Origin of the sequence: Lysobacter panacisoli, assembly GCF_009765165.1 — a bacterium.
GTDB lineage: Bacteria > Pseudomonadota > Gammaproteobacteria > Xanthomonadales > Xanthomonadaceae > Lysobacter_J > Lysobacter_J panacisoli.
This window is the reverse complement of record NZ_VLNU01000001.1, coordinates 1,446,001-1,472,191: the sequence shown is the minus strand read 5'-3', so window position 1 is coordinate 1,472,191 and position 26,191 is coordinate 1,446,001. Positions and strand designations below refer to the sequence as shown.

26 protein-coding genes are annotated in these 26,191 nt (G+C 66.9%); 17 read left to right on the top strand and 9 right to left on the bottom strand.

Annotated features, from left to right (window positions below):
- The first annotated feature begins 293 nt into the window (after positions 1-293).
- From dnaN to FOF45_RS07000, 10 genes are all read left to right on the top strand, one after another.
- Positions 294-1,394 (top strand): DNA polymerase III subunit beta, encoded by a 1,101-nt coding sequence (gene dnaN, locus FOF45_RS07045; RefSeq protein WP_158983365.1) that lies wholly within the window; start codon positions 294-296, stop codon positions 1,392-1,394.
- Between the two features lie 79 nt (positions 1,395-1,473).
- On the top strand, positions 1,474-2,625 hold the full coding sequence (recF, locus tag FOF45_RS07040; protein ID WP_158983363.1) for a DNA replication/repair protein RecF: 1,152 nt from the start codon (positions 1,474-1,476) through the stop codon (positions 2,623-2,625).
- Between the two features lie 124 nt (positions 2,626-2,749).
- Positions 2,750-5,215 (top strand): DNA topoisomerase (ATP-hydrolyzing) subunit B, encoded by a 2,466-nt coding sequence (gene gyrB / locus FOF45_RS07035; protein WP_158983361.1) that lies wholly within the window; start codon positions 2,750-2,752, stop codon positions 5,213-5,215.
- A 127-nt stretch (positions 5,216-5,342) separates the two neighbouring features.
- A complete protein-coding gene (locus FOF45_RS07030) occupies positions 5,343-6,149 on the top strand; it encodes a M48 family metallopeptidase (RefSeq protein WP_158983359.1) in 807 nt (268 codons plus the stop codon).
- A gap of 125 nt (positions 6,150-6,274) precedes the next feature.
- On the top strand, positions 6,275-7,495 hold the full coding sequence (locus FOF45_RS07025) for a tetratricopeptide repeat protein (RefSeq protein ID WP_158983357.1): 1,221 nt from the start codon (positions 6,275-6,277) through the stop codon (positions 7,493-7,495).
- A gap of 152 nt (positions 7,496-7,647) precedes the next feature.
- The gene (locus FOF45_RS07020) at positions 7,648-8,322 is read left to right on the top strand and encodes an energy transducer TonB (RefSeq protein WP_158983356.1); all 675 of its coding nucleotides are present in this window, start codon (positions 7,648-7,650) and stop codon (positions 8,320-8,322) included.
- A gap of 72 nt (positions 8,323-8,394) precedes the next feature.
- Complete coding sequence (locus FOF45_RS07015; RefSeq protein WP_158983354.1) at positions 8,395-9,147, top strand: MotA/TolQ/ExbB proton channel family protein; 753 nt, start codon at positions 8,395-8,397, stop codon at positions 9,145-9,147.
- A 44-nt stretch (positions 9,148-9,191) separates the two neighbouring features.
- Positions 9,192-9,611: an ExbD/TolR family protein gene (locus FOF45_RS07010; protein WP_158983352.1), complete on the top strand. Its 420-nt coding sequence runs from the start codon at positions 9,192-9,194 to the stop codon at positions 9,609-9,611.
- 15 nt (positions 9,612-9,626) lie between these two features.
- Positions 9,627-10,043 carry an ExbD/TolR family protein gene (locus tag FOF45_RS07005; protein ID WP_158983350.1) on the top strand — a complete coding sequence of 139 codons (417 nt, stop codon included), beginning with the start codon at positions 9,627-9,629 and terminating at the stop codon, positions 10,041-10,043.
- A gap of 123 nt (positions 10,044-10,166) precedes the next feature.
- Positions 10,167-10,577 carry an ExbD/TolR family protein gene (locus FOF45_RS07000; protein ID WP_158983349.1) on the top strand — a complete coding sequence of 137 codons (411 nt, stop codon included), beginning with the start codon at positions 10,167-10,169 and terminating at the stop codon, positions 10,575-10,577.
- A 16-nt stretch (positions 10,578-10,593) separates the two neighbouring features.
- Here FOF45_RS07000 and FOF45_RS06995 read toward each other — a convergent pair whose 3' ends face one another.
- From FOF45_RS06995 to cls, 4 genes are all read right to left on the bottom strand, one after another.
- A complete protein-coding gene (locus FOF45_RS06995; RefSeq protein ID WP_158983347.1) occupies positions 10,594-11,361 on the bottom strand; it encodes a pyridoxine 5'-phosphate synthase in 768 nt (255 codons plus the stop codon).
- A 40-nt stretch (positions 11,362-11,401) separates the two neighbouring features.
- Positions 11,402-11,866, bottom strand: coding sequence for a hypothetical protein (locus tag FOF45_RS06990; protein ID WP_158983345.1), 465 nt, complete (start codon positions 11,864-11,866; stop codon positions 11,402-11,404).
- Between the two features lie 122 nt (positions 11,867-11,988).
- Complete coding sequence (locus tag FOF45_RS06985) at positions 11,989-12,252, bottom strand: hypothetical protein (RefSeq protein WP_158983343.1); 264 nt, start codon at positions 12,250-12,252, stop codon at positions 11,989-11,991.
- 121 nt (positions 12,253-12,373) lie between these two features.
- Positions 12,374-13,810: a cardiolipin synthase gene (gene cls / locus FOF45_RS06980; protein WP_158983341.1), complete on the bottom strand. Its 1,437-nt coding sequence runs from the start codon at positions 13,808-13,810 to the stop codon at positions 12,374-12,376.
- Between the two features lie 74 nt (positions 13,811-13,884).
- Between cls and FOF45_RS06975 the strand changes: the two genes are divergently transcribed.
- The 3 genes from FOF45_RS06975 to FOF45_RS06965 all read left to right on the top strand — a co-directional run bounded on the left by FOF45_RS06975 (position 13,885) and on the right by FOF45_RS06965 (position 16,700).
- Positions 13,885-14,973, top strand: coding sequence for a PA0069 family radical SAM protein (locus FOF45_RS06975; RefSeq protein WP_158983339.1), 1,089 nt, complete (start codon positions 13,885-13,887; stop codon positions 14,971-14,973).
- Between the two features lie 153 nt (positions 14,974-15,126).
- Positions 15,127-16,266, top strand: a complete 1,140-nt coding sequence (locus tag FOF45_RS06970; RefSeq protein ID WP_158983337.1) for a sensor histidine kinase — start codon at positions 15,127-15,129, stop codon at positions 16,264-16,266.
- Positions 16,266-16,700 (top strand): response regulator, encoded by a 435-nt coding sequence (locus tag FOF45_RS06965; protein ID WP_158983336.1) that lies wholly within the window; start codon positions 16,266-16,268, stop codon positions 16,698-16,700. The genes FOF45_RS06970 and FOF45_RS06965 overlap by 1 nt, the downstream gene beginning before the upstream one ends.
- Positions 16,701-16,710: 10 nt before the next feature.
- Here FOF45_RS06965 and FOF45_RS06960 read toward each other — a convergent pair whose 3' ends face one another.
- The 5 genes from FOF45_RS06960 to FOF45_RS06940 form a co-directional block, all read right to left on the bottom strand.
- Entirely contained in the window at positions 16,711-17,439 is a 729-nt protein-coding gene (locus FOF45_RS06960) for a 2OG-Fe(II) oxygenase (protein ID WP_158983334.1), read from the bottom strand.
- A gap of 67 nt (positions 17,440-17,506) precedes the next feature.
- Positions 17,507-18,922 (bottom strand): sigma-54 dependent transcriptional regulator, encoded by a 1,416-nt coding sequence (locus tag FOF45_RS06955; RefSeq protein ID WP_158983332.1) that lies wholly within the window; start codon positions 18,920-18,922, stop codon positions 17,507-17,509.
- Positions 18,923-19,132: 210 nt separating this feature from the next.
- Complete coding sequence (locus FOF45_RS06950) at positions 19,133-20,173, bottom strand: class 1 fructose-bisphosphatase (RefSeq protein ID WP_199244449.1); 1,041 nt, start codon at positions 20,171-20,173, stop codon at positions 19,133-19,135.
- Between the two features lie 45 nt (positions 20,174-20,218).
- Positions 20,219-21,277: an MBL fold metallo-hydrolase gene (locus FOF45_RS06945; protein ID WP_158983328.1), complete on the bottom strand. Its 1,059-nt coding sequence runs from the start codon at positions 21,275-21,277 to the stop codon at positions 20,219-20,221.
- A 4-nt stretch (positions 21,278-21,281) separates the two neighbouring features.
- A complete protein-coding gene (locus FOF45_RS06940) occupies positions 21,282-21,779 on the bottom strand; it encodes a GNAT family N-acetyltransferase (RefSeq protein WP_158983326.1) in 498 nt (165 codons plus the stop codon).
- Positions 21,780-21,965: 186 nt separating this feature from the next.
- On the opposite strand from FOF45_RS06940, the gene FOF45_RS06935 reads away from it, so the two are divergent.
- From FOF45_RS06935 to FOF45_RS06920, 4 genes are all read left to right on the top strand, one after another.
- Positions 21,966-22,631, top strand: a complete 666-nt coding sequence (locus FOF45_RS06935; protein ID WP_158983324.1) for a response regulator transcription factor — start codon at positions 21,966-21,968, stop codon at positions 22,629-22,631.
- Positions 22,628-23,977 carry an ATP-binding protein gene (locus tag FOF45_RS06930; RefSeq protein WP_158983322.1) on the top strand — a complete coding sequence of 450 codons (1,350 nt, stop codon included), beginning with the start codon at positions 22,628-22,630 and terminating at the stop codon, positions 23,975-23,977. The genes FOF45_RS06935 and FOF45_RS06930 overlap by 4 nt, the downstream gene beginning before the upstream one ends.
- Positions 23,978-24,057: 80 nt before the next feature.
- A complete protein-coding gene (locus FOF45_RS18145; RefSeq protein ID WP_199244448.1) occupies positions 24,058-25,446 on the top strand; it encodes an NIPSNAP family protein in 1,389 nt (462 codons plus the stop codon).
- Between the two features lie 58 nt (positions 25,447-25,504).
- Positions 25,505-26,185 carry a helix-turn-helix transcriptional regulator gene (locus FOF45_RS06920; RefSeq protein ID WP_158983320.1) on the top strand — a complete coding sequence of 227 codons (681 nt, stop codon included), beginning with the start codon at positions 25,505-25,507 and terminating at the stop codon, positions 26,183-26,185.
- Positions 26,186-26,191 lie beyond the last annotated feature (6 nt).

Here is a 26,191-nt window from a genome sequence, read left to right as displayed (position 1 = left end):
CGCGGGTCGCAGCGCAATCGCGCGGGCCGCGACATACTTATCCTCAGGAAGATCGGGCAACCCGTGTATCGTGCGGGCACAAGTTGTGGACACTTTTGCCGCCCGCGCGGTGAGGTAAAGTTGTCCACAGTTTGTCCGCTGGTTGCCCGGTCGGTTCTACCGAAGTTTCACCAGTAATAAAAATCTTCAGAATCAAAAGCTTGAGATGGTTTTCCCGGATTTTCGGCGACACCATCACCACCATGCTTTTGATTTATTCCACATCTTAGTAATGGCAAGGGGACGGGGTCCGCATGCGTTTCAGCCTTCAACGCGAAGTCTTTCTCAAGCCGCTCGCCCAGGTCGTCAACGTCGTCGAGCGCCGCCAGACCTTGCCGGTCCTGGCCAACCTGCTGGTCCAGGTGCAGGACGGGCAGCTCTCGCTGACCGGTACCGATCTGGAAGTGGAGATGGTCTCGCGCGTGCTCGTCGATGACGCGCAGGATGGCGAAACCACGATCCCGGCACGCAAGCTGTTCGAGATCGTTCGCGCCCTGCCCGACGGCAGCAAGGTGACGGTGTCGCAGTCGGCGGAGAAGATCACGGTGCAGGCGGGACGTTCGCGCTTCACCCTTGCGAGCCTGCCGGCCAACGACTTCCCCTCGATCGACGAAGTCGAAGCGACCGAGCGCGTACGCGTTGGCGAAGCTGCGCTGAAGGAACTGATCGAGCGCACGGCGTTCGCGATGGCGCAGCAGGACGTTCGCTACTACCTCAACGGACTGCTGTTCGACCTGCGCGAGGCCAGCCTGCGTTGCGTGGCCACCGACGGCCACCGCCTGGCGCTGTGCGAATCGCCGCTGGAGAACGGTGCCCAGACCAAGCGCCAGATCATCGTGCCGCGCAAGGGCGTGCAGGAACTGCAGCGCCTGCTGGAAGGCGGCGAGCGTGAGCTGGAGCTGGAGATGGGTCGTGGCCACCTGCGCGTGAAGCGCGACGATGTCACCTTCACCAGCAAGCTGATCGACGGGCGCTTTCCGGACTACGAAGCAGTGATCCCGATCGGCGCGGACCGCGAAGTGCGGATCGACCGCGAAGTGCTGCGCGCCTCGCTGCAGCGCGCCGCGATCCTGTCGAACGAGAAGTACCGTGGCGTTCGCCTGGAAGTCTCGCCGGGCCAGCTGAAGATCAGCGCGCACAACCCGGAACAGGAAGAAGCGCAGGAAGAAGTCGAGGCCGAGACCCGCGTCGACGATCTGGCGGTGGGTTTCAACGTCAACTACCTGCTGGACGCCCTCACCGCCCTGCGCGACGAGCACGTGGTGATCGCGCTGCGCGACGCCAACTCCTCGGCGCTGGTGCGCGAGGCCGCGAACGACCGTTGCCGCCACGTCGTGATGCCGCTGCGTCTCTGACCGGCAGGTTTCACGTGGAACATCAAACGCCCGGCTCTGGCCGGGCGTTTCGTTTTGGGCTCCCGGTACACTGAGAACAATGCACGTCACCCGTCTTGAGCTGCGCCACCTGCGCCGGTTCGAAGAACTCCGTTTGGATCCGACCCCGGGTCTTAACCTCATCACCGGCGACAACGGCGCCGGCAAGACGTCCGTGCTCGAAGCCCTGCATCTGATGGCCTATGGCCGCAGCTTTCGTGGTCGTGTGCGGGATGGGCTGATCCGCGCCGGTGATCCGGCGCTGGAAGTGTTCGTTGAGTGGCGCGAGCGTGACTTAGGGACGCGAGACGTCGGCTTGGGCGACGGGAACTCTTCGGCGGAAACTGCCGGCCGCGCCCGAAAGGCCGGACTTCGGCATTCCGGGCAGGATTGGACGGGACGGCTCGATGGCGCGAACGTCGCCCAGCTCGGCGACCTCTGCGCGGCCCTGGCGGTGGTGACGTTCGAGCCCGGAAGCCATGCCCTTATCACGGGAGGCGGTGAATCACGGCGACGGTACCTCGATTGGGGGTTGTTCCACGTGGAACAGGGCTTCCTCCCGGTCTGGCGGCGCTATGCGAGGGCACTCAAGCAACGCAATGCACTCCTGAAGGCCCGCGCTCGCGATACACAGCTGGATTCATGGGATCGGGAGCTGGCGGACGCTGGTGAGCCCCTGGATCGATTCCGTGAACGTTATCTGGAAGACCTGCAGCCACGATTCTCGGCCTTGCTGGCGGAGCTGGCGCCCGCGCTCGGTGCCAGCCGCATGGAATACCAGCCCGGCTGGCGTCGCGAGGACATGCCGTTGGCCGACGCGCTCCTTGTCGCCCGCGAACGCGACCTCTCCGCCGGCTACACCACGGTCGGTCCGCACAGGGCCGACTGGCGCATCGCCTACGGCAATCTTCCCGGCCGTGAGGCCCTGTCGCGTGGGCAGGCCAAGCTGACAGCCCTTTCCACGTTGTTGGCGCAGGCGGAGCACCACGACGCGGTCCACGGCGAATGGCCAGTCGTGGCGCTCGACGATCTGGCTTCGGAACTCGACCGGCAACACCAGGCGCGCGTACTGGGCCGTTTGCAGGCCAGCCGGGCACAGGTGTTCGTGACCGGCACAGACGTTCCTCCCGGCATGCCCTCAATGATGCCTTTCGAGTGGTTCCACGTGGAACATGGCGCGATCTCGCGCTCGCACGGAGCACCGGTCCCTTAGCCCGCCCGAAACGGCGAGTCAACCAGCCTTTGGGGTACGGCTGCTATACTCCCAATCCATATAGCTAATGTGTCTCGACGCGCCCGGCCCCGCCGCGATCCGTGTCGACGGAGCCTGTTGCCGCATGACCCATACCGAGCACGAAACCCCGCAAGACCCGATCGCCACGCCCCCTGTCTCCCAGACCTACGACTCCAGCAAGATCACGGTGCTGCGTGGTCTGGAAGCCGTGCGCAAGCGACCGGGTATGTACATCGGCGACGTGCACGACGGTACCGGCCTGCACCACATGGTGTTCGAGGTCGTCGACAACTCGATCGACGAAGCCCTCGCCGGTCATGCGGACGAAGTCACCGTCACCCTGCACGTCGATGGTTCCTGCTCGGTGTCGGACAACGGCCGCGGCATCCCGGTCGACATCCACAAGGAAGAAGGCGTTTCCGCGGCCGAGGTGATCCTCACCGTGCTGCACGCCGGCGGTAAGTTCGACGACAACAGCTACAAGGTTTCCGGCGGCCTGCACGGCGTGGGCGTGTCCGTGGTCAACGCGCTGTCCGAGAAGCTGTGGCTGGATATCTGGCGCGATGGCCACCACCACCAGCAGGAATACGCGCTAGGCGAGCCGGTCTATCCGCTCAAGCAGCTCGAAGCCTCCACGCGTCGCGGCACCACGCTGCGCTTCCTGCCGGCGCGCGAGATCTTCACCGACATCGAATTCCACTACGACATCCTGGCGCGCCGCCTGCGCGAACTGTCGTTCCTGAATTCCGGCGTCAAGATCACGCTGATCGACGAGCGCGGCGAAGGCAAGCGCGATGTCTTCCAGTACGCGGGCGGCATCGCCTCGTTCGTCGAGCACCTGGCGCAGCTCAAGAACCCGCTGCACCCGAACGTGATCTCGGTGTCGGGCGAAATGAACGGCATCACGGTGGACGTCGCCCTGCAGTGGACCGACGCCTACCAGGAAACGATGTTCTGCTTCACCAACAACATCCCGCAGAAGGACGGCGGCACGCACCTCATCGGCTTCCGTGCCGCGCTCACGCGCACGCTGTCGAACTACATCGAACAGAACGGCATCGCCAAGCAGGCCAAGATCACGCTGTCTGGCGACGACATGCGCGAAGGCATGATCGCGGTGCTGTCGGTGAAGGTGCCCGACCCCAGCTTCTCGTCGCAGACCAAGGAGAAGCTGGTCAGTTCCGAGGTTCGCCCGGTCGTTGAGAGCACGTTCGGCGCACGTTTGGAGGAGTTCCTGCAGGAACACCCCAACGAGGCCCGTGCCATCGCCGGCAAGATCGTCGACGCCGCCCGCGCCCGCGAAGCCGCGCGCAAGGCGCGCGACCTGACCCGCCGCAAGGGTGCGCTCGACATCGCCGGCCTGCCCGGCAAGCTGGCCGACTGCCAGGAGAAGGATCCGGCGCTGTCGGAACTGTTCATCGTCGAGGGTGACTCCGCAGGCGGCTCGGCCAAGCAGGGCCGCAACCGCAAGACGCAGGCGATCCTTCCGCTCAAGGGCAAGATCCTCAACGTCGAGCGCGCGCGTTTCGACCGCATGCTCGGCAGCGCCGAAGTCGGCACGCTGATCACCGCGCTCGGCACCGGCATCGGCAAGGACGAGTACAACCCGGACAAGCTGCGCTACCACCGCATCATCCTGATGACCGACGCGGACGTGGACGGCAGCCATATCCGCACGCTGCTGCTGACGTTCTTCTATCGGCAGATGCCGGAGTTGATCGAGCGCGGCCACGTCTACATCGGCCTGCCGCCGCTGTACAAGATCAAGCAGGGCAAGAACGAGCTCTACCTCAAGGACGATGCGGCGCTCGACGCCTACCTGGCGAGCAACGCCGTGGAAGGCGCATCGCTGGTGCCGGCCGCGAACGAACCGGCGATCGAAGGCGCCTCGCTCGAAAAGCTGCTGCTGGCCTATGCCGGCGCGCGCGAAGCGATCCAGCGCAACGCGCACCGCTACGATCCGAACGTGATCGAAGCGCTGATCGATTCGATCCCGCTCGATGCCGCCGCGCTCGCCGATCACGCCGCACTGCGTCGCGAGTTCGATGCGCTCGAAGCGCGCCTCAACCGTGGCGGCCTCGGCAAGCCCCGCTACAAGCTCGAACTGCACGAAGGCGGCGAATCGCGCCAGCCGGCGTTGCTGGTCAAGCGCCTGCACATGGGCGAGGAACTCACCCAGGTGCTGCCGCTGACCGTGTTCGAAGGCGGCGAGTTGCGCTCGGTGCGCGAAGCGGCTTCGCAGCTGCACGGTCTGGTGCGCGAAGGCGCGCAGATCGTGCGCGGCAATCGCGCGCAGGCGATCGCGAGCTTCGCCCAGGCGCAGGCCTGGCTGCTCGATGAGGCCAAGAAGGGCCGCCAGATCCAGCGCTTCAAGGGCCTGGGCGAAATGAACCCCGAGCAGCTGTGGGAAACCACCGTCAACCCGGAAACCCGCCGCCTGCTGCAGGTGCGTATCGAGGACGCGGTCGCCGCCGACCAGATCTTCAGCACCCTGATGGGCGACGTGGTCGAACCGCGCCGGGTGTTCATCGAGGACAACGCGCTCAAGGTCGCCAACCTCGACGTGTGATCGTCGCGCCGCACCTGCACCGCGGGCCGCCCCAGGCGGCCTCGCGGCGCCGGGGCCGCCATTGACGATGTGTTAATCCGACGAAGGCTACAACGCAGTCAGCCACCTGTCCCGGGGGTTTTCGACGATGAAGCGTGCATTGCTTGTTGCGGCCGTCACCGCTTGCCTGGTGACCGCCTGCGCCACCACCCAATCGCCCACTGGCCGGACGCAGTACGTCGGCGCCGTGTCGCAGGCACAGCTCGACCAGCTCGGCGCACAGGCCTTCGCTGACGCCAAGGCCAAGCAGAAGGTCAGCACCGACGCCCGCCAGAACGCCTACGTGCGCTGCGTGGTCGACGACATCACCCGCGAGCTTCCCGCCGGCTGGCAGACGCAGTGGGACGTCGCGCTGTTCGTCGACGATTCGCCCAACGCCTTTGCACTGCCTGGCGGCAAGGTCGGCGTGAACACCGGCATCTTCACCGTCGCCAAGAACCAGGACCAGCTCGCCGCCGTCATCGGCCACGAGATCGGCCACGTCGTTTCGCGGCACCACGACGAGCGCATCACCAAGCAGCAGGGCACCTCGACGCTTCTGGGCATCGGCAGTGCCATCCTCGGCGGCGCCTATGGCTCGAACGTCGGCAACGCCGCGGGCCAGCTCGGCGGTGCCGCCGCGCAGACCTTCTACCTGCTGCCCAACTCGCGCACGCAGGAAACCGAGGCCGATGTGGTCGGCCAGCAGCTCGCCGCCAAGGCCGGTTTCGACCCGCGCCAGGCCGTGAACCTGTGGCAGAACATGATCGGCGCCGGCGGCAGCCGGCCACCGCAGTGGCTCTCGACCCACCCGGATCCCCAGTCACGTATCAAGGAACTGGGTGCGCGTGCCGATAGCTTGATGCCGACCTACGAGCAGGCTCGTGCCAGCGGCCATACGCCCAAGTGCGGTTGAAGAACCCGGAATACCGACACAGAACCCCGTATCACTGGCCGGTGCGTTTCTGATAGCGTGACGCCCCCTTGGCCCGTGCCATCGTTCCGCCCCGCTCCGGCGCGGCCGCAGATTTGAGGTGCTTGATGAACAACTCCCCCCTCCGCAAGCGCAGCATCCTGGCCGCCGCCGTCGGCGCCGTCCTGGTGTTCGGCGCGGTCAGCCAGGTGAGCGCGCAGAACGCCCACCAGCGCGCCGAGGAGCGCCGTGCTTCGCGCCAGAGCGAAGGACGGGGCGGTGCCGCCAAGGTCGAGGACCAGTATCCGCAGGCCACCCGCACGTCGCCGGAAGCGAAGGCGTCCTCCAAGGGCGGCGCGGCGCTGCAGAAGATGATGAAGCTGTACGACGACGAGAAGGCTCCGGAGGCGCGCGCCGCCGCCGACCAGATCGTCGCCAACACGGCGTTCAACGCTTACGACCGCGCGTTCGCTGCGCAGATGGCCGCACAGATCGCGTACGACGCGGACGACAGCGCGGCCGCCAAGAAGTACCTGCAGCAGGCGGTCGATCTCGACGCGCTGGACAACAACGGCCACTACACCGCGATGTACACGCTCGCCCAGCTGCAGCTGCAGGACGAGCAGTACAACGAATCGCTGAAGACGCTCGACCGCTTCTTCGCCGAGACCAAGAGCACCAAGCCCGAGCAGCTGGTCGTCAAGGGCAACGCGCTGTACCGCCTGGAGCGCTTCCCGGAAGCGGCGACCGTGCTGAAGCAGGCCATCGATGCCTCGCCGAACCCGAAGCCCGAGTGGCAGCAGCTGCTGATGGCCACCTACGCCGAGTCCGGCAACGCCGCCGAGGCCGCCAAGCTCGCCGAAGCCGTCGCGGCCAAGAGCCCGAGCGACAAGCGCGCCCAGATGAACCTGGCCGCCGTCTACCAGCAGAGCGACATGCTGGACAAGTCTGCCGCCGTCCTCGAGAAGCTCCGCGCCAGCGGCCAGCTGACCGACGAGAAGGAATACCGCCAGCTCTACGCCACCTACCTGAACATGGACGGCAAGGAGAAGGAGGCCATCGGTGTCATCAACGACGGCCTGCAGAAGGGCATCGTGAAGCCCGACTACCAGACCTATCTGGCCCTGGCCCAGGCGTATTACTTCTCGGACCAGGCCGCTCCGGCCATCGACGCGTACAAGAAGGCCGCACCGCTGGCTCCCGATGGCGAGGCGTACCTGAACCTCGCTCGTGTTCTGTGGCAGGAAGACCGCATCCCCGAGGCCAAGGAAGCCGCCAAGCAGGCGATCGCGAAGGGCGTGAAGAAGCCCGACGACGCCAAGAAGATCATCGCTCTGCCGGCGAAGTAAAAAAGGCAAGCGAATCAGACCAATCTCACTTGGTCTCAAGTGGGTAATTTGGTATATGCTAGGAGGTTCCCGCGACTCGAACGAGCTGCGGGAATCGTATCTGACGGCCCGAGGCGCCCTGGCGTCCGGAATTACTTCCCGAGCTACGGCGCATGACGCAAGACCTCGAAATCCACGCAAGAAATGACGACGACCGCGATGGTCTGAACTGGGCGCGTATCGCCGGTATCACGATCGCGATCGCCTTCCATGTCGCGGCTCTGCTCCTCCTTCTCGCTCCTATGGCCCCTCCGGCCCAGCAGCAGCAGGAAGAAGAAGTCACGTTCGTGAACCTCATCAAGCCGCCGCCGCCGCCCCCGCCGCCGCCGCCGCCGCCGCCGGAACCGCCGAAGGAGCTGAAGCCGCCGCCGAAGCTGACTCCGCCGCAGCCGACGCCGTTGCCGCCGCCGCCGGATGAGCCGCCGGTGCTGGTCGACGACCCGAGCCCGGTCGACGTGGCCGCGCCGCCGCCGAGCCCGCCGTCTCCGCCTGCCCCGGCGACGACGATCGGTTCGAGCGTCGACCCCTCGTCGAAGCGCCTGAATCCGCCGAAGTACCCGCCGACCGAAGCCCGCCAGGGCGTTGGTGGTACGGTCGTGCTGATCATTACCATCGACGGCTCGGGCAACGTGTTGGACGTCTCGGTCGAGAAGTCGAGCCGTAACCGCAACCTCGACCGCGCCGCAATGGATGCCGCCCGGAAGTGGAAGTTCAACCCGGAAATGCAGAACGGCGTTGGTGTGACCAGCCGCGTCCGCGTCCCGGTCGATTTCGTCCCGCCGACCTGATCGGGGTCACGGGATCAGTAGCAAGCAATCCGTAACCCCACCCTTTTCCACGACATTTCAAAGGTAAGCGTCATGCTGCAGGAAACCACCACCGCTGCGACTGCTGGAGGCTCCAACGCCCAGGCACTTCAGCAGATGAGCTTTGCGCATCTGTTGCAGAACTTCGACTTCGTAGGCTGGGTTGTCTTCATTACCCTGGCCATCATGTCGGTGCTGTCGATCTACTGGATCGTGGTGAACTTCGTGAAGAACCTGCGCCTGCGCGCCAGTTCGGACCGCGTCGTCAGCACCTTCTGGGAAACCCCGAACGCGCAGGACGCGATTCGCTTCATGGAAGAGCAGGGCCGCTACGAGCCGTTCTCGAAGATCGCCCTCGACGCCGCCCAGGCGGCTGCCCACCACCAGCGCCATGAAGGTTCGCGCCTGGTCGAGTCGCTGAACCGTTCCGAGTTCGTCGATCGCGCCCTGCGTCAGGGTGTGACCCGCGAGAGCTCGAAGCTGGAAGCCGGCCTGACCGTGCTCGCCACCGTCGGTTCGACCGCTCCGTTCGTCGGTCTGCTCGGCACCGTGTGGGGCATCTACCACGCCCTGATCCGCATCAGCGCAACCGGCCAGGCCTCGATCGACGCCGTTGCCGGTCCGGTGGGTGAAGCGCTGATCATGACCGCCATCGGTCTGTTCGTCGCGATCCCGGCGGTGCTGGCGTACAACTTCTTCACCCGCCTGAACCGCGTGACGAACAACAAGTTCGACACCTTCGCGCACGACCTGCATGACTTCTTCGCCACCGGCTCGCGCGTCGGCGAAGTGGCTGCAAAGCGCTAAGAACGTTCTAACGACATCCTCTTGCAGTAGGTTGGAGTCTCGTAATGGCCTTCAGTACTGGCGATAGCGGCGGCCCGATGGCCGAGATCAACGTCACGCCCCTCGTGGACGTGATGCTGGTGCTGCTCATCATCTTCATGATCACCGCGCCCTTGATGTCGCATAAGGTCAAGATCGATCTTCCAGAGGCCAATCTGGACCAGCGTGACAATACGGCTCCGCCGGTTCCGCCGATCAACATCGCGGTGGAAGACAACGGCAACCTCTATTGGAACGATGAGCCGGTCACCAGGGATCTGCTCGAGAGCCGTCTGTCGATCGAAGCGCAGAAGGTGCCGCAGCCGACGATCAATGTCCGCGGCGATAAGACGACCAAGTACCGCATCGTGTCTGAAGTGGTGCAGATTGCGCAGGCCCAGGGCATGCGCAAGGTCGGTTTCATGGCGCTCAAAGAACCTCGCTGATCCGGAGATCCAGATATGGCATTTGCATCGAATTCCGGCGGCGGTCCGATGGCGGACATGAACGTCACGCCCCTTGTGGACGTGATGCTGGTCTTGCTGATCATCTTCATGGTGACGGCGCCTCCTCTGACGTACCCGATCGACGTCAACCTGCCCCAGAAGTCGCTTAACCCGCCTCCGCAGACGAAGACACCGCCGCCGCCGATCCGGCTGCGCATCGACGCCTCCGGCCAGGTGTACTGGAACGACGCTCCGCAGCCCATCACCGCGATCCAGAACATGATGGAAGTCGAGGTCCAGCGTGACCCGACCAACCAGCCCATGGTCGAGATCGACACCAGCCCGGACGCCGATTACGGCATCCTGGCCAAGGTGCTGGCGCATGCGAAGAACGCCAATATGGAAAAGATTGGTTTCGTCCAGAACGATTGATGTAGTGACACTTACCGTCGAGAAAAACGCCGCCTCCGGGCGGCGTTTTTTTTTGGCCGGTTGCATCGGGGCGAGGAGCCGGCGTAGCGTGGAGTCGGGCATGGGGCCCCAAGGAGGTTGCGCATGGCCGTCTCCGCGTTCCACGACTCCCACCGTTCCCACCACGCCGAAATGGCGCAGATGAACATCACGCCGCTGGTCGACGTGATGCTGGTCCTGCTGATCATCTTCATGGTCGCCACGCCCGTGCTGAGCGGGCAGATCGATATGCGCATCCCGCAGTCGACGGATCAAGCCCGACCGCTCGAGCCGCCGCCGCGCGTGCAGCTGAGCGTCGACGCCTCCGGTCAGTTCCAGCTCGATGGCGTGTCGATGGGGCGCACCGACCTGCCCTCCGCTCTGGAAGACCTGGCCCGCAAGGATCCGCGCACGATCGTCGAGATCGCGGCCAACGCCGACGCCGACTACCAACACTTCGCATGGATGCTGGCCGAAGCGCAGCGCAGCGGCGTGCGTGAGATTGCGTGGAAGTAGCCGCCTTGGCGGTCGTTTAACGCCGCCCGCTCAGGATTTCCAGATACGAACGCACCGTCGTGGCGAGGCCCTGATACAGGGCCTCGCCGATCAGCGCGTGTCCGATCGACACCTCGAGTACGCCCGGCACGTGCTGCAGGAAGAAGCCGAGGTTCTCCTGGCTGAGGTCGTGGCCGGCATTGACCCCGAGCCCCACATCGCGCGCACGTCGCGCCGCTTCGGCGAACTGCGCCGCGATCGCCGTACCGCTGCCGCTGGCGAAACCTTCCGCGTACGGCCCCGTGTACAACTCGACGCGATCCGCGCCGACATCGGCCGCATGCGTTATGCCCATGCGGCCGGCTTCGGTGTGCGCATCGGCGAACAGGCTGACGCGACAACCCAACGCTTTCAACGCATCGACATGCGGCCGCAATGTCGCCGCATCGCGCACGAACTCGAAGCCGTGATCGGAGGTGAGCTGCGCGTCGCCGTCCGGCACGAGCGTCGCCTGCGCCGGTCGCGCCTGCTCGCACAGCGCAAGGAAACCCGGGTAGCCCGGGCGCGGCGGCGCGAACGGATTGCCTTCGAGGTTGAACTCGACGCCACGCGCGCGGGTGAGCTCCGCAAGCGCGAGCACGTCGTCGGCGCGGATGTGGCGCGCATCGGGACGCGGATGCACCGTGATGCCGTGCGCGCCGGCATCCAGGCACGCGTGGGCGGCACGCACCACGTCGGGTTCGCCGCCGCCGCGCGAATTGCGCAGGACCGCGATCTTGTTGACGTTGACGCTGAGGACGGTCACGACGCGGCGCCCTTGCGCGGCGTCGCGGCACGGTGCTGGATCATCGGCACGGCTCGCTGTTCTGGCTGTAGATCACCGGCTCCCAGTACGCACCACTGAGGATCTCGTTCCGGTGGGCATCGATCAGATGCGCGCCAAGAAGGTAGGTCGTGTCCGCCGCCACGTCCAGTCGCAGCTTCTTGTACGCACCGGACTTCTGGTCGCGCTGGCGCAACTGGACGTCGTCGAACTGGTTGGTGTCGATCAGCTCGGCCACTTCGAGCTCGTGCGATCCGGCGTCCAGGCGGAAGCTGCGCGAACCGGCAGGACCGGGCAGTTGCCCATCGATGCTTATCAGCCGTGCGCGGAACATATCGCGCGTGCGCGGCGCGACATCGAACACGCTGACCCGTCCGCAACCCGTCGATGGCTCGGATTGCGTCGCGGCGGGTGGATTGGCTGGCTGCGCACACACGCCCAGCGCCACCAGCGACAGCGACGCGAGCGGAAGAGCAAGAGCTTTCATGGCGATCTCCTGCACGCCCGCGTCGCCGGTGGGCGCGGGTGCGGATCAGGAAACGCTAGGTCCCGGGTGGGGACACCGGCGCGCCGATACTAGCGCGGCGCGCGTCAGTGCCCGGCGAGATCTCAGGTGCCCGCGGGACCCGGCGGATTGCCGGTGGCGGCACGACGCGCCTCGGCCTGCTCGCGCAGGCGGCGCAGCTCGGCGGGGTCGAGCATCATCGAGGTATCGCGGCTCTGGCTGTCCACGCGCGAGGCGAGCAGCTTCATGATCCAGGCCAGGAACAGCCCCAGGGACACGAGCAGGCTCAGCACCAGTACCAGCACGGACGTCGTCTTGAACGCCACTGCAAGCGCAGCGATTGCCACCAGCAGGAAGAGCCATTGCATGGGAACACCCTCGGATGATTGCCAAAGCGGCGGCAGTTTAGCGCGGGGTCCGCGCGGTCACTGGCCGATTGCCCACTGCCAGCGACCGCCGGTCAGGCGGGACGCACAACACGTTTTCACGTTACAGCAAGGGCGAAACCAGCCGCGCCAGCGCTTCTGGAACACGTGTTCCCCATAACGGCTGGGCGCGGTCGGGGCGGACACGCGGCGCCTGGCTGCACTCGCCCTGGATCAGCTGCGCCAGCTCGGCCGCAAGCGTCTTGTCGCGGAACATCACCGACACCTCGAAATTCAGACGGAAGCTGCGGTGATCGAAGTTCGCGCTGCCGATGATCGCCAGCTCGTCGTCGCACAGCAGGGCCTTGCTGTGCAGCATGCGCGGACCGTACTCGTGGATCTTCACCCCCGCCTCGACCAGTTCATCGAAGTACGAACGCGCCGCTAGCGTCACCAGGCGGCTGTCGCACACCTTCGGCACCAGCAGGCGCACGTCGAGGCCGCCAAGCGCGGCGGAGGTCAGCGCCATGCGCGCCGCCTCGCCGGGCACGAAATACGGCGTCGCCAGCCACACGCGTCGCTGCGCGGAATGGATCGCGGCGACGTGCAGCCGATGGATCGCTTCCCAGGTCGAATCCGGACCCGAGACCAGCACCTGTGCGGCGATCGAGCCGCGCACCGGTGCCGGATTGTGCAGTTTCAGCGGCGGCTGTCCGGTCGCGTATGCCCAGTCCTCGATGAACACCAGTTGCAGCTCGCGCACCACGTCGCCTTCCAGGCGCAGATGCAGGTCGCGGTAAGCGTCGTTGCGCAGCCGTTCGTCTTCCTCATCGGTGATGTTGATGCCGCCGGTGAAGCCGACCTGCCCGTCGATCACCACGATCTTGCGATGCGTGCGCAGGTTCAGCCACGGACGCTTCCAGAACCATTGCAGCTTCATCGGATGGAACCACGCCACCTCCGCACCCGCATCGACCAGTGGTTGCAGGAAGCGCCGCTTGGTCTTGCCGGAGCCCACCGCGTCCAGCAGCAGCCGCACCTGCACACCGGCCCGCGCGCGCTCGATCAACGCGTCGCGCAGCGCGGTGCCGGTGCGGTCGGGCAGGTAGATGTAGTACTCCAGATGGATGTGTTCGCGCGCGCTCGCGATCGCCTCCAGCAGCGCGGCGTACTTGGCCGCGCCATCGACCAGCAGGTCCGCGCGCGTGGCAGTGATCGGCGGCAGGCCGGTTGTCGCCTGCGCCAGGCGGGCCAGCTCGATCGCCTCCGGTGTGGGATGCAGCCCTTCCGGCGGCGGCGGCAGCGAGGCGCGCGCGCGCACCCGTCGAAGCCGCTGGCGCTTGATGCGCTGCGGCCCGAAGAAGAAGTAGATCACGAAGCCGATGTAGGGCAGCGCGGCCAGGCTGATCAGCCAGCTCAGCGTCGCCACCGGTTCGCGCTTCTGCAGCACGATCCACAGGCCCAGCCACACCAGGTAACCGAGCCAGCCCAGCGTCAGGTACAGCGCGAGATTCGGGATGGCCAACAGGCCGGTCCACGCCTCGTTGAGGATTTCGAGCATGCCGGGCGCCACTCCCTCGTCCGTTCAGCGGGTCGTCTCAGGGACTGCGACGAACCGGGCGTAGGCTAAAGCCGATGGACGACGCCCGCAAAGCCCAGGCTCCGATCAAAGGTCGCGGTGCCGCCTCGCAGGTGGACGGGCGCTATGCGGTCACGATCGCGCGCGGCGAGGACGACGGCTGGGGTTCGGTGTACGAAGACCTCTCCGAGGCACCCGGTCCGCAGACCCGCGTCACCGAGGAACGCGCGCGCAGCATCATCAGCCGCAACGAATCTCCCGACATCTCGCACAGCCAGTCGATCAACCCCTATCGCGGTTGCGAACACGGTTGCGTGTACTGCTTCGCGCGGCCTTCGCACGCGTACCTGGACCTCTCGCCTGGCCTGGACTTCGAAACGCGCCTGTTCGCCAAAACCAACGCCGCCGAGCGCCTGCAGGCGGAGCTCGCGCGTCCGGGCTATCGCTGCATTCCGTTCGCGTTGGGGATCAACACTGATTCCTACCAGCCCATCGAACGCCGCTATCGCGTCACCCGCTCGGTGATCGAGGTGCTCGACGTCACCTCGCATCCGTTCACCATCCTCACCAAGAACGCCGCCGTGCTGCGCGACATCGACCTGATCGCGCCGATGGCGCGCCGTGGCCTGGCCAGCGTTGCGTTCTCCGTGACCACGCTCGACAACCGCCTGTCCGCGCGCATGGAACCGCGCGCCGCCGCGCCGCACGCACGCCTGAAGGCGATGCGCACGCTCGCCGATGCGGGGGTGCCGGTGGGCGTGATGGTCGCGCCGGTGATCCCGATGATTAACGACCCGGAAATCGAACACATCCTAGAAGCCGCACGCGAGAACGGCGCCACGTGGGCCGGCCATGTGCTGCTGCGCCTGCCGCACGAACTCAAGCAGGTCTGGCGCGAGTGGCTGCAGCTGCATTACCCCGACCGCGCCGCGCACGTGATGAGCCTCATCCAGCAGATGCGCGGCGGCAAGGACTACGACAGTGCATTCGGCACTCGCATGCACGGCGAAGGGCCGTTCGCGCAGCTGATCGCACAACGCTTCGCCAAAGCCCATCGCCGGCTTGGCTTCGGTCGTGCGCCGGCGCTCGACACCAGCCAGTTCGTCGCGCCGCGCAAGCCGTCGCCGCAGGGTGAGTTGTTCTGATCGCCGCCAAAGGCCAACATCAGCACCGCGACGCGGCGCACAGTTAAGCTCCTGTACCGCTCGGACGGCACCGCGCGGCCGACCCTGCACCACACCGTCACGACGTGCTTGGCTACAATTTCGCCAGCGAAAGGAGCAAGAGTCACGTCTTCGATGAGCGACACCGTAAGCCTGGAGACCGGCGTCGACCGCTTCCGTCTTGCGATGGATGCGTCGGGCATCGGCATGGCTATCGTCGACCTGCAAGGCCGCTGGGTCGAAGTCAACCCGGCCTTCGAACGCATGTTCGGCTACAGCGCCGCCGAGGTGATCGGCCTGCCGGCGCTGGCATTCACCCATCCCGACGACATCACGCTGAGCCGCAACTACCTGCGCGGCCTGCTCGACGGTTCGATCCCGCTGCTCGACGCGCAGAAGCGCTACCTGCATCGCAGCGGCGAAACCGTGTGGGTGAACGTCAACGTTTCGGTGATGCGCGACGACCAGGGCGAGCCGCTGTACCTGCTCGCACAACTGCGCGACGTGAGCGCGCAGCACGCCGCCGAAATCGCGCTGCAATCGCGCGCCGACGCCGAGCACGCCGCGCGCGATCTTTCCGATCGACAACTGCAGCTGTTCGCCGATGCGGTGGCACACGACCTGCGCGCACCGTTGCGCTCGATCGAAAGCTTCTCTGCGCTGCTCGCCGATCGCGCGAGCGATCGCCTCGACGAAACCGACCACGACTACCTCACGCGCATCCGTTCGGCCGCCGCGCGCATGAGCAGCCTGCTGAGCGCGCTGAATGACCTGTCCTACGTCACCCGCACCGAACTGAAGCCGGGCGACGTCGACCTGAGCCTGCTGGCCGACTGGGTCGGCGCCGAACTGCAGGACGCCGAGCCGCAATGCCGGGCCGAGATTCGCGTGCAGCCAGGCCTGCGCGTGGTCGGCGACGAACGCCTGCTCAAGCTGATGCTGAGCCACTTGCTGGGCAACGCATGGAAGTTCTCCCGCCAGCGCGAACCGATCCGCATCGACGTCAGCGGCCACCGCGATGGCGCTCTGCTGCGCGTCGAAATCCGTGATCAGGGCATCGGTTTCGACATGCGCTATGCTCACAAGCTGTTCGAGCCTTTCCAGAGGCTGCACGGACCGGATCAAGGGGGAGGTCACGGTCTGGGCCTGGCGATGGTCCGGCGCATCGCCGAACGCCATCGCGGCAGCGTACGCGCCCAGGCGCGTCCCGAGGCCGGCTCCACCTTCACCCTCGAGTTGCCGGCCGCACCGGCCGTGGCGGAGGAACGCGCCTGATGCACAAGGAAATCCTGCTGGTCGAGGACAATCCCGACGACGTCGAGCTGACGCGGATCGCCTTCGACGAAGCGAAGATCGCCAATCGCCTCGTGGTGGTAAGCGACGGTGCCGAAGCGCTGGACTACCTGTTCGCACGCGGCAAGCACAGCGATCGCGACCCCGACGACTTGCCTTCGATCATGCTGCTCGACCTCAACCTGCCCAAGGTCGACGGACGCGAAGTGCTGCAGGCGGTACGCGCCAACGAAGCCACGCGCACGCTGCCGGTCGTGGTGCTGACCACCAGCGCCGAACCGTTCGATGTCGAGGCCAGCTATGCGCTTGGCGTCAACAGCTACATCCAGAAACCAGTGGATTTCGAGCAGTTCGTGTGGGCGGTGAAGCAGGTCGGTCTGTACTGGCTGGTGCTCAACCACCCGCGCCACGTCTGACCACGCGCGCTCACTCCGTCGCGAACAGACGTTCCGCACGCTGGAACAGGATCCAGCTGGTCGCGATCACCTTGTCCCCGCCTTTCGGACGATTGCCGCGGTGCGTGTGCGTGAACGCCGCCGGCGCGATCAACAGGCTGCCCGCGCGCGGTGCGATCCGGCGCTGCTGGTAGAGGAATTCCGTCTCGCCTTCCTCGAATCCGTCGTTGAGGTACATCGTCCACAGCAGATGGCGATGCAGCGTTTCCGCATGCGCATCGCGCGGATACAGCTCGCAGTGCCAGTACGGATAGCCGCCGCGATCGGCGGTGTAGCGTTGCAGGTTGATCGCACCGGGGCGTAGCACTGTCTGCACGACCGGCGCGAGTTCTGCGTCGTCCATCGCCGCCATGCGTTCGGGCGTGAGTCGATGGCGTGCCCCGTCTGCGCCGGGAACTTCCAGCATCAGCGGTGCGATCAGCGTGTGCGGGTAGCGGCGCAGGTACGCCATGAGCCCGCGGAACACCGCCTGGTTGAGCATCGCATCCGCATCGCGCCATTCGTCGCGGGCGGTGATGGTGAGATCGCGGCTGTCCTTGAGCTCGGGCATCACGCCGCCGCCGATGCGACCCGGAACGGCTTCGCGACTGGCCGCGAAGCGCGCGACGAGGGCATCGCACTGCGCGCGATCGAGCGCGTCGGGAAAGACCTCGATGAAGTCGTGGACGACGGCGGGACCGTGGGCGGCGTCTGCGTTCATGCGCAAAGGGGAAGGCCGGCGGACGCCCATCCTCGCACGACGGGGGCGCGATGCAAGCGGACGCGGATCACGCCACGTGGATGGTGTTCGGCGATTCCGGATCGTGGGCGCGCAAGCCGTGGCGCAGCATCAGCCGGTACAGCGTGACGCGAGAGACGCCCAGCTCGCGGGCTACATCGACGAGCCGACCCCGATTGCGGTGCAGCGAGCGTTCGATCGCCGCGCGCGTGGCGGCATCGCGCACTTCGTCCAGCGTCGGCGGTGGCGTGGTGAGCGCGCTTTCGATGTGCAGGTCGGCGGCGGTGATCAAACGCCCCTCCGCCATCACGACCGCTTGGCGCACACGGTTGATCAGTTCGCGCACATTGCCCGGCCACGTGTGGCTGTGCAGCGCCTGCCTCGCGCACGGTGCGAAGCCCTTGAGCGTGCGGTGGCCTTCCTGCGAGTAGCGCTGCAGCGCGTACTCGGCGATGCGGTCGATGTCGCTGCCGCGTTCGCGCAGCGGCGGCTGCTGAAGTCGCAGAACGCACAGGCGATGGTAGAGATCCGCGCGGAAGCGTCCTTCGGCGACGGCGACATCGAGATCGTGGTGTGTGGCCGAGATGATGCGCACGTCGACGGGGATCTGCTCGTGTCCACCGAGGCGTTCGATGCTGCCCTGCTGCAGGAAGCGCAGCAGCGAGGCCTGGCTCTCCAGCGGAAGATCGCCGATCTCGTCGAGGAACAGCGTGCCGCTGTTGGCCATCTCGATGCGGCCGAGCTTGCGCTGCTGCGCACCGGTGAACGCACCACGCTCGTAACCGAACAGTTCCGACTGGATCAGGCTGTGCGGGATCGCGCCGCAGTTGATCGCCACGAACGGATGCGCGTGTCGGCGCGAATGGCGATGCACGGCCATCGCCGCGAGCTCCTTGCCCGTGCCCGTTTCGCCGGCGATGAACACCGGCGCTTCAGTCAGCGCGGCCTTGCGCAGCGTGCGGCACAACGTGCGCATCGACGGGCTCTCACCGATCATTCCGTCGAAACCGGCCTCGCTGGTCGCGTCGCCGCGTTCGCAGGCCAGACCCGCCATGCCGTGCGCGTGGCCGATCACCGTGTTCAACACGGCCTCCGGGCACGGCAGGGTGAGGTAGTCGTAGCAGTAGTCGCGGATGAGGTCGCGCACCGGCGCGTCGTCGAGCTGGCGTGCATCGATGCCCGCGACCCAGCCCACGTTGCCGGCCGACAGCGCGCTGCCGAACTCGGCCAGGTCCTGCTGGGTGAATCCTTCGCGCAGATCGAGCAGCGCCGCGTGCGGACGACGCGGTTCGCGCTGCAGGATGCGCAGCACGCTGCGTGCGTCGGGTGCGCGGCGCAGGTTCCAGCCGAGCTGCTGCAGACCGCCCAGCGCCAGCACCCGGCCGGCGCCGCCTCGGGTCACGTAGATCAGCTCACGGGCGTCGACGTTCGCGACGTCCGCTTCCTGCGTTCCATCGATCGGCATCTTCGACCCCGACGTGTCCGAGGCAGCCGATGCTGCCACTGCGAGGAGTTACGCAGTGTATTCAACGGGCCGTCCGACGATGAGCGGTCAAAAACGAACGAAGTACGTGGGAGGGCTGCGCGCGGCACGGTACATGAAACGCGCCAACGCGATTCACCTTCGTGATGGAGGTTCGCTCGCGCCTCAATCATGAAAACGCGAGCGATGGCATCACGCGGCCGAGTCGCGCTCCAAACGATCGTGCTCCTGGTGGTAACGCACCGCGGCCTCGACTTCGCTCTTGGAGCCCATGAACACCGGAACGCGCATGTGCAGGCCATCGGGCTGCACTTCGAGCATGCGCTGCCGACCGGTGCTCGCCGCGCCACCGGCCTGTTCGACCAGCAGGCTCATCGGATTGGCTTCGTACATCAGGCGCAGCTTGCCGCCCTTCGCGACGCACTTGCTGTCGAGCGGATAGCTGAAGATGCCGCCGCGGGTGAGGATGCGGTGCACGTCGGCGACCATCGATGCGACCCAGCGCATGTTGAAGTCCTTGCCGCGCGGACCTTCCTTGCCGGCGAGGAGGTCGCCGACGTAGCGCTGCATCGGCGCCTCCCAGAAACGCTGGTTCGACATGTTGACCGCGAACTCCTTCGTTTCCTCGGGAATGCGCATGCCGCGTGTGGTGAGCACGAAGCTGCCGATCTCGCGGTCGAGCGTGAACGCGTGGGTGCCGTTGCCGACGGTGAGCACGAGCATCGTGCTCGGCCCGTAGGTGCAGTAACCGGCCGCAACCTGCGCCGTGCCCGGCTGCAGGAAATCCTCGTCCTTGGCCTGGACCACGCCGTCGGGCGCGTGCAGCACGGAGAAGATGGTGCCGACGGAAATGTTGACGTCGATGTTCGACGAACCGTCGAGGGGATCGAACAGCAGCAGGTAGTTGCCGCGCGGATAGACGTCGGGGATCGGCTGCGAGGTGTCCATTTCCTCCGATGCCAGGCCGGCGAGATGACCGCCCCAGGCGTTGGCTTCGAGCAGGATCTCGTTGCTGAGCACGTCGAGCTTCTTCTGTGCCTCGCCCTGGATGTTGCCGGTGCCGGCATCGCCCAGCACGCCGCCGAGCGCGCCCTTGCCGACCGCGATGGAGATGGTCTTGCACGCGCGCGCGACCACCTCGATCAGCAGGCGCAGGTCGGCGTTGATGCGGCCTTCGCGCTGCTCCTCGATCAGGTAACGGGTGAGGGAGATCGACTGCGATGTATTCGTCATGGGCGGCGCCGCGCTGTGGAACGGGGCCGCCATTGTCGCCGATGGCTACGGCTTCGGCAGCCACCACGACTGCGAAAACGGCGGGTTCGCGATGGCCACCGGTTCACCGAAGCCGGGCGTGGTGAGCTGCACACCCTGCGCTTCGGCCGCGCGACCGACCCGTGTAAACGGTTCCTGCCAACCGTGCAGCGCCAGGTCGAACGTCCCGTTGTGGACCGGCAGAAGCCAGCGGCCACGCAGGTCCAGGTGCGCCTGCACGGTCTGCTCCGGCAGCATGTGCACGCCGCTCCACATCTCGTTGTAGGCGCCGCATTCCACCAGGGTCAGGTCGAACGGCCCGTAGCGGTCGCCGATCGCCTTGAAGCCGTCGAAGTAACCGCTGTCACCGCTGAAGAACACGCGCAGGCCGTCGGCCTCGATCACCCACGACGCCCACAGCGTCGGGTTGTCGGCGAACGGCGCGCGTCCGGAGAAATGCTGCGCCGGCGTCGCGACCAGACGCAGGCCGCCGAGCTGCGCTTCCTGCCACCAGTCGAACTGGTGCACCTTCACCGGATCCACGCCCCACTCGATGAGCAGGTCGCCCACGCCCAGCGGTGCGACGAAGTAACGCGTCTTCCGTGCGAGCGCGAGTACCGCCGCGCGGTCGAGATGGTCGTAGTGATCGTGCGAGAGGATCACGCCTTCGATCGGCGGGAGCGCGTCCAGCGAGATCGGTGGTGCATGGAAACGCCGCGGCCCCGCCCATTGCACCGGCGAAGCGCGTTCGGAGAACACCGGGTCGGTCAGCCAGAAGCCGCCCGCGAGCTTGAACAGCACGGTCGAATGACCGAGCCGGAACAGCGTTCCATCCGGCGCGGCGAGCAGTTGCGCGCGCGTGAGCGACTGCACGGGCACGGCGGCATCCGGCGAAGCGTCGTCGGGTTTGTCGAAGGCGAACCGCCACAGCATGCGCGGCAATTCCTTCCAGCCCGCCTGCTTGGGCGCGACCGCGTTGCGGAAACCGCCGTCGCGGAACTGCGGCGACTGTTCGTAGGGCGACGTGCTGCAGGCAGCGAGCAAACCGGTAGTCATCAGGGTGGGAACCAGGAGGCGGCGCGACATGGATTCAGCCGGCCTTCGCCGGCAGCGGGAGCGTGTAGCGGACGCAGTCGGTCGCGTGCGCGTCGCGATCGAAGCGATGGGCCGCTGCGTCCAGGGCACCCGCGTTCCATTGCAGCTGGACGCAGCCCAGTCGCTGCGCCATCGCGCGGACTTCGCCGAACAGCGCCCGTTCGACGCCGCATTCGCGCCACGGCGCACGCACGTACAGCGCATCGAGCTGGAAGCGGTAACCCTGGTCGGGCCACGAAAAGCCCACCGTCGCGGCCGCATAGCCGGCCAGTTCGCCGTCGATATGGCCGAGCCATGCCCACGCGCGCAGCGGCGGCTCGAACAGGGCTTCGTGGAACTCGAGCAGGCTCCGCGACGGCGTGCCGCGGCCGTCGAGTGCGGCCTGTTCTCGGCACAACTGCAGCAGCAGGTCGGCATCGGCGCGGGTCACCGCGGCCACCGTCGGGAACGGGGCGACCGGCGAGATGCGCAGGGCGAGCGGGTTGGCGTTCATGGATTCACCGCGGGACGAAGGAAGCGCCGGACCGCCGCAGCGGGCCGGCGCCGTGGGGGAGTCGCCGGTACGATGGCGTCGACGAGGACACGCCACCGTGGACACAGGCTGAGCGCCCGTCTTTAAGAAGTTTTTAAACGTGGCGGGCGACACTGGCCACATGACGAAAATGCAACGGACCCGGCGATGAAGCTGCTGCTGGTGGAAGACGACACGATGCTGGCCGAAGCCCTGTGCGCGGGCATGCGCCAACATGGCTTCGAAGTCGACACCGCGGGCGATGCGGCGCGGGCCCGTACCGCGCTCGTGGACCACGACTTCGACGCGGTGCTGCTCGACCTCGGCCTGCCGGGCAGTTCCGGCCTGAGCGTGCTGTCGTTCGTGCGCGGTCGCTACGACGCCACGCCGGTGCTGATCATCACCGCGCGCGACAAACTCAGCGATCGCATCGCCGGACTCGACGCGGGCGCCGACGACTACATCGTCAAACCGTTCCAGCCCGACGAGCTCTACGCGCGCCTGCGCGCGGTAATGCGGCGCAGCCAGGGCCGCGTTTCGCCGGTGCTGAGCCATCACGGTGTGGTGCTCGATCCCGCGCGGCGCGAAGTCACGCGCGACGGCACCGCGGTCGCGCTGAGCGCGCACGAGTTCCGCACGCTGCTGATGCTGATGGAACGCCAGGGTCGCGTGGTCACGCGCGAACAGCTGGAAGAAGCGGTGTACGGAAGCTCCGGCACGATCGAGAGCAACACCATCGCCGTGTACGTGCACCAACTGCGGCGCAAGCTCGGCGAACAACTGATCGTCACCGTGCACGGGCAGGGCTATCGCATCAACGGAGCGTCGCCGTGAGGACACGCTCGATGCGCTGGCGCCTGACCTGGACGTCGGTGAAATGCGTGCTGGTCGCGTGGCTGGTGTGGCTGGGCTGCCAGATCTGGCAACTGTCGCGCTCGCATTACGGTTTCTGGGACGAGTCGCAGCGCGAGATCGCCGCGCAGATCCTCGCCTCGATGCCCGACGGCCTCGACCGGCTGCCGTCGCGCCCGCGCGCGCCGGGCACCGAACACCTGCGCGACCACAAGATGAGCTGGCAGGTCTGGGCCAACGGACGCAACGTGGTGTATTCGGCAGCCGCGCCCGACGTACCGCTCAAGCCGGATTTCCAGGACGGCTTCGCGCGACGCGAGATCGGCAGCGAGGCGTGGCACGTCTACAGCCTGTCCGATCCACGCCGGAACCTGGTGGTGCAGGTCGGTCGATCCAAGCAGATGATCGCCAACGAACTGCGCACCTGGATCGGCATGAGCCTGCTCGCGGCGGGGCTGATCCTGGGCCTGTTCATGCTCACCGTGTGGGTGGTGATCGGACGTTCTCTGCGTCCGCTCACCGCGCTGCGCCAGACGCTGCAGGCGCGGCCGCCGCTGGATCTCACGCCGCTGCACGCGCCGCGCCTGCCGAGCGAGTTCACGCCGCTGGTCGGCGCGTTCAACGACCAGCTCGACCGCGTCGATCAGGCGTTGCAGAACGAACGCCGCTTCATCGCGGACGCGGCGCACGAACTGCGCACGCCGCTTGCGGTGCTGAGCGCGCACGCCGACCTCGCCCGTCGTGCGGCAACCGGCGAGGAACGCGACGCCGCGCTGCGCCGCCTGAGCGCCGGCGTGCAACGCGCCGCGCGATTGTCGGAACAGTTGCTCGACCTCGCCCGCCTCGATGCCGACGCGACCTCGCCCGCACTGGTGCCCGTGGAGCCGGCGCCGCTACTGGTGATCGTGGTGCGCGACTTCGAGACGCTCGCGCGCGAGCGCGGCCAGCGCATCAGTCTGTGCACGGAAGACGGACGCATCCTCGGCGACGTGGACCAGCTCGGCATCCTGATCCGCAACCTGCTCGACAACGCGGTGCGCTACGCCGGCGAAGGCGGACGCATCGCCGTGACGTGCAAGCCCGAGCTGCGTGATGGCCTGGCGGGAATGGCGCTGTGCGTCGCCGACGATGGCCCGGGCGTGCCGCACGAAGACCGCGAACGCATCTTCCACCGCTTCTATCGCGCCAACGGTGGTGCCGAGCGTGGCAGCGGCATCGGGCTGTCGCTCGTGGCGCGGATCGCCCGCACGCACCACGCGCGGATCGACGTTTCCGACGGCCTCGACGGCCGCGGGCTGGCGGTGACGGTGTTCTTCCCCGCCGCCTGACGCGGGCTGCTGACAGGACCCTGTCAGGAGCGGGTGCGCATCCTGCGAGCGTGCGATCGGCACGTTCGCAGACCCCTGTCATGGGCACACCGCTCGATACCGTCCTGAAACCCGCCTGGCAGCGCCAGCGCCGATTGCTCCTGCAATGGGCCGGCGTCGCGCAGACCGCCTGGCTGCTGCCGTGGCGCGCGAACGCGCGCGCCCGCCCCCACGAAGGAACGACCGCGATGAACGCAGCGACCGGCCACGACGGCCGACACGATTTCGATTTCCTGCACGGCCACTGGCGCATCCGCAGCGAGCGGCTCAAGCAGCGTCTCGTCGGCGCAACCGACTGGGAGGTCTTCGGCGCGACCCAGTTCTGCCAGCCGTTGCTCGGCGGGATGGGCAACATCGACGAGTTCATCAGCGAGTGGACGCGTCCGGGCGCGAGCGAGCGCTTCATCGGCATGACGCTGCGCCTGTTCCAGACCGAGTCGCGGCAGTGGAACATCTACTGGGCCGGCAACCACGACGGCGTGCTCGAAGCGCCGATGACCGGCGCGTTCGCGGACGGCATCGGCACATTCCTCGGGACGCTCGAACACGACGGCCGCCCGGTGCAGGTACGCTTCCAGTGGACGCACGCGAGCGCTAACACCGCACATTGGCAACAGGCATTCTCCATCGACGGCGGGGAGAGCTGGGAAACCAACTGGCACATGTGGTTCCGCCGCACCGGCGAGGACGGCACGCTGCTGCACGACGACGGCGTGATCGAACTGCGCCAGTACGCGATGCAGCCCGGTCGTCGCGACGAGCTGATCGAGCTGTTCGATCGCGAGTTCGTCGAACCGCAGGAATCCGTCGGCATGCACGTGATCGGCCAGTTCCGCGATCTCGACGCACCCGATCGCTTCGTGTGGATGCGTGGATTCCCGAACATGGCCGCGCGCGCCGAATCGCTGGCGGGCTTCTACACCGGACCGACCTGGCAAGAGCATCGCAACGCCGCCAACGCGACGATGATCGACAGCGACAACGTGCTGCTGTTGCGCCCCGCGCGCGACGACACCGGTTTCCCTGCCGCGTCGCGAACGCGCGCGGCCGTCGGCGTTGTGCCGCCGGAGGGCGGCCTGATCGAAGCCGGTCTGTGCGCGCTCGATGCGCCCGCTGAAGACGGCTTCATCGAACGCTTCGAAGCGCAGCTCGCGCCGCGCCTGCGCGCCGCCGGCGCCGAGCTGATCGGCGTGTACATCACCGATCCCAGCGAGAACACGTTCCCGCGCCTTCCAGTGCGCGAGGGCGAGCCGATGCTGGTGTGGTTCGCGCGTTTCGACGATACCGATGCGCATCACCGCTATGAAGTCGCGCTGCTCGGCGACGGCGCATGGCGTACCGCGGTCGCGCAGGCGCTGCTGCATGGATTGAAGCAACCGCCGCAGCGCATGCGCCTGTCGCCGACGGCACGTTCGGAGCTGCGCGCATGACCGCTCCGTTCGTCGGCGTGCGGATTGAGCGCGCCGCCGCGCCGCGCGATCATGTCGCATGCGCCGCGCCGACCGCCTCTTCCTCCTGATCCATGCCCTGCGTGGACGCCGTTCCGCCCTCACCGCGCAAAGCCTCGCCGATACGCTCGGCGTGTCGTTGCGCACCGTGTATCGCGACGTCTCCGACCTGCAACGCTCGGGCGTTCCGATCGAGGGCGAAGCCGGCGTCGGCTATCTGCTGCGCAAGGGATCGGACATCCCGCCGCTGATGTTCACGCCCGACGAGCTCGAAGCCCTGGTCGTCGGCACGCGGTTCGTGCGCGCCTTCGGCGGCAAGCGGCTGGGACGCGAAGCGGCGGCGGCGCTGCTCAAGATCGAAGCGGTGCTGCCGCAGGAACTGCGCGAACGCAGCTCGCGCACACGCATCTTCGCGCCCGAGGTCGACCGGCTGGAGAACAGCGGGCTGATCGATGACCTGCACGCGGCGGTGACCACGGCGCAGGTGCTGCGGATGAGCTATCGCGACAACGACGCGCGTCCGACCGAGCGCGAGATCGAACCGCTGTGCCTGGCGTTCTGGGGCGGCAGTTGGACGCTCGGCGCGTGGTGCCGGTTGCGCAAGGACTTCCGCAACTTCCGCCCGGACCGGATCGTCGACTACGCGCCGACCGGCGAGACGTTCATCGAAACGCGCGAACGTGGTCTCGAGGCCTACATGAAAGCGGTGAGTGGCTCGTAGCGTTCG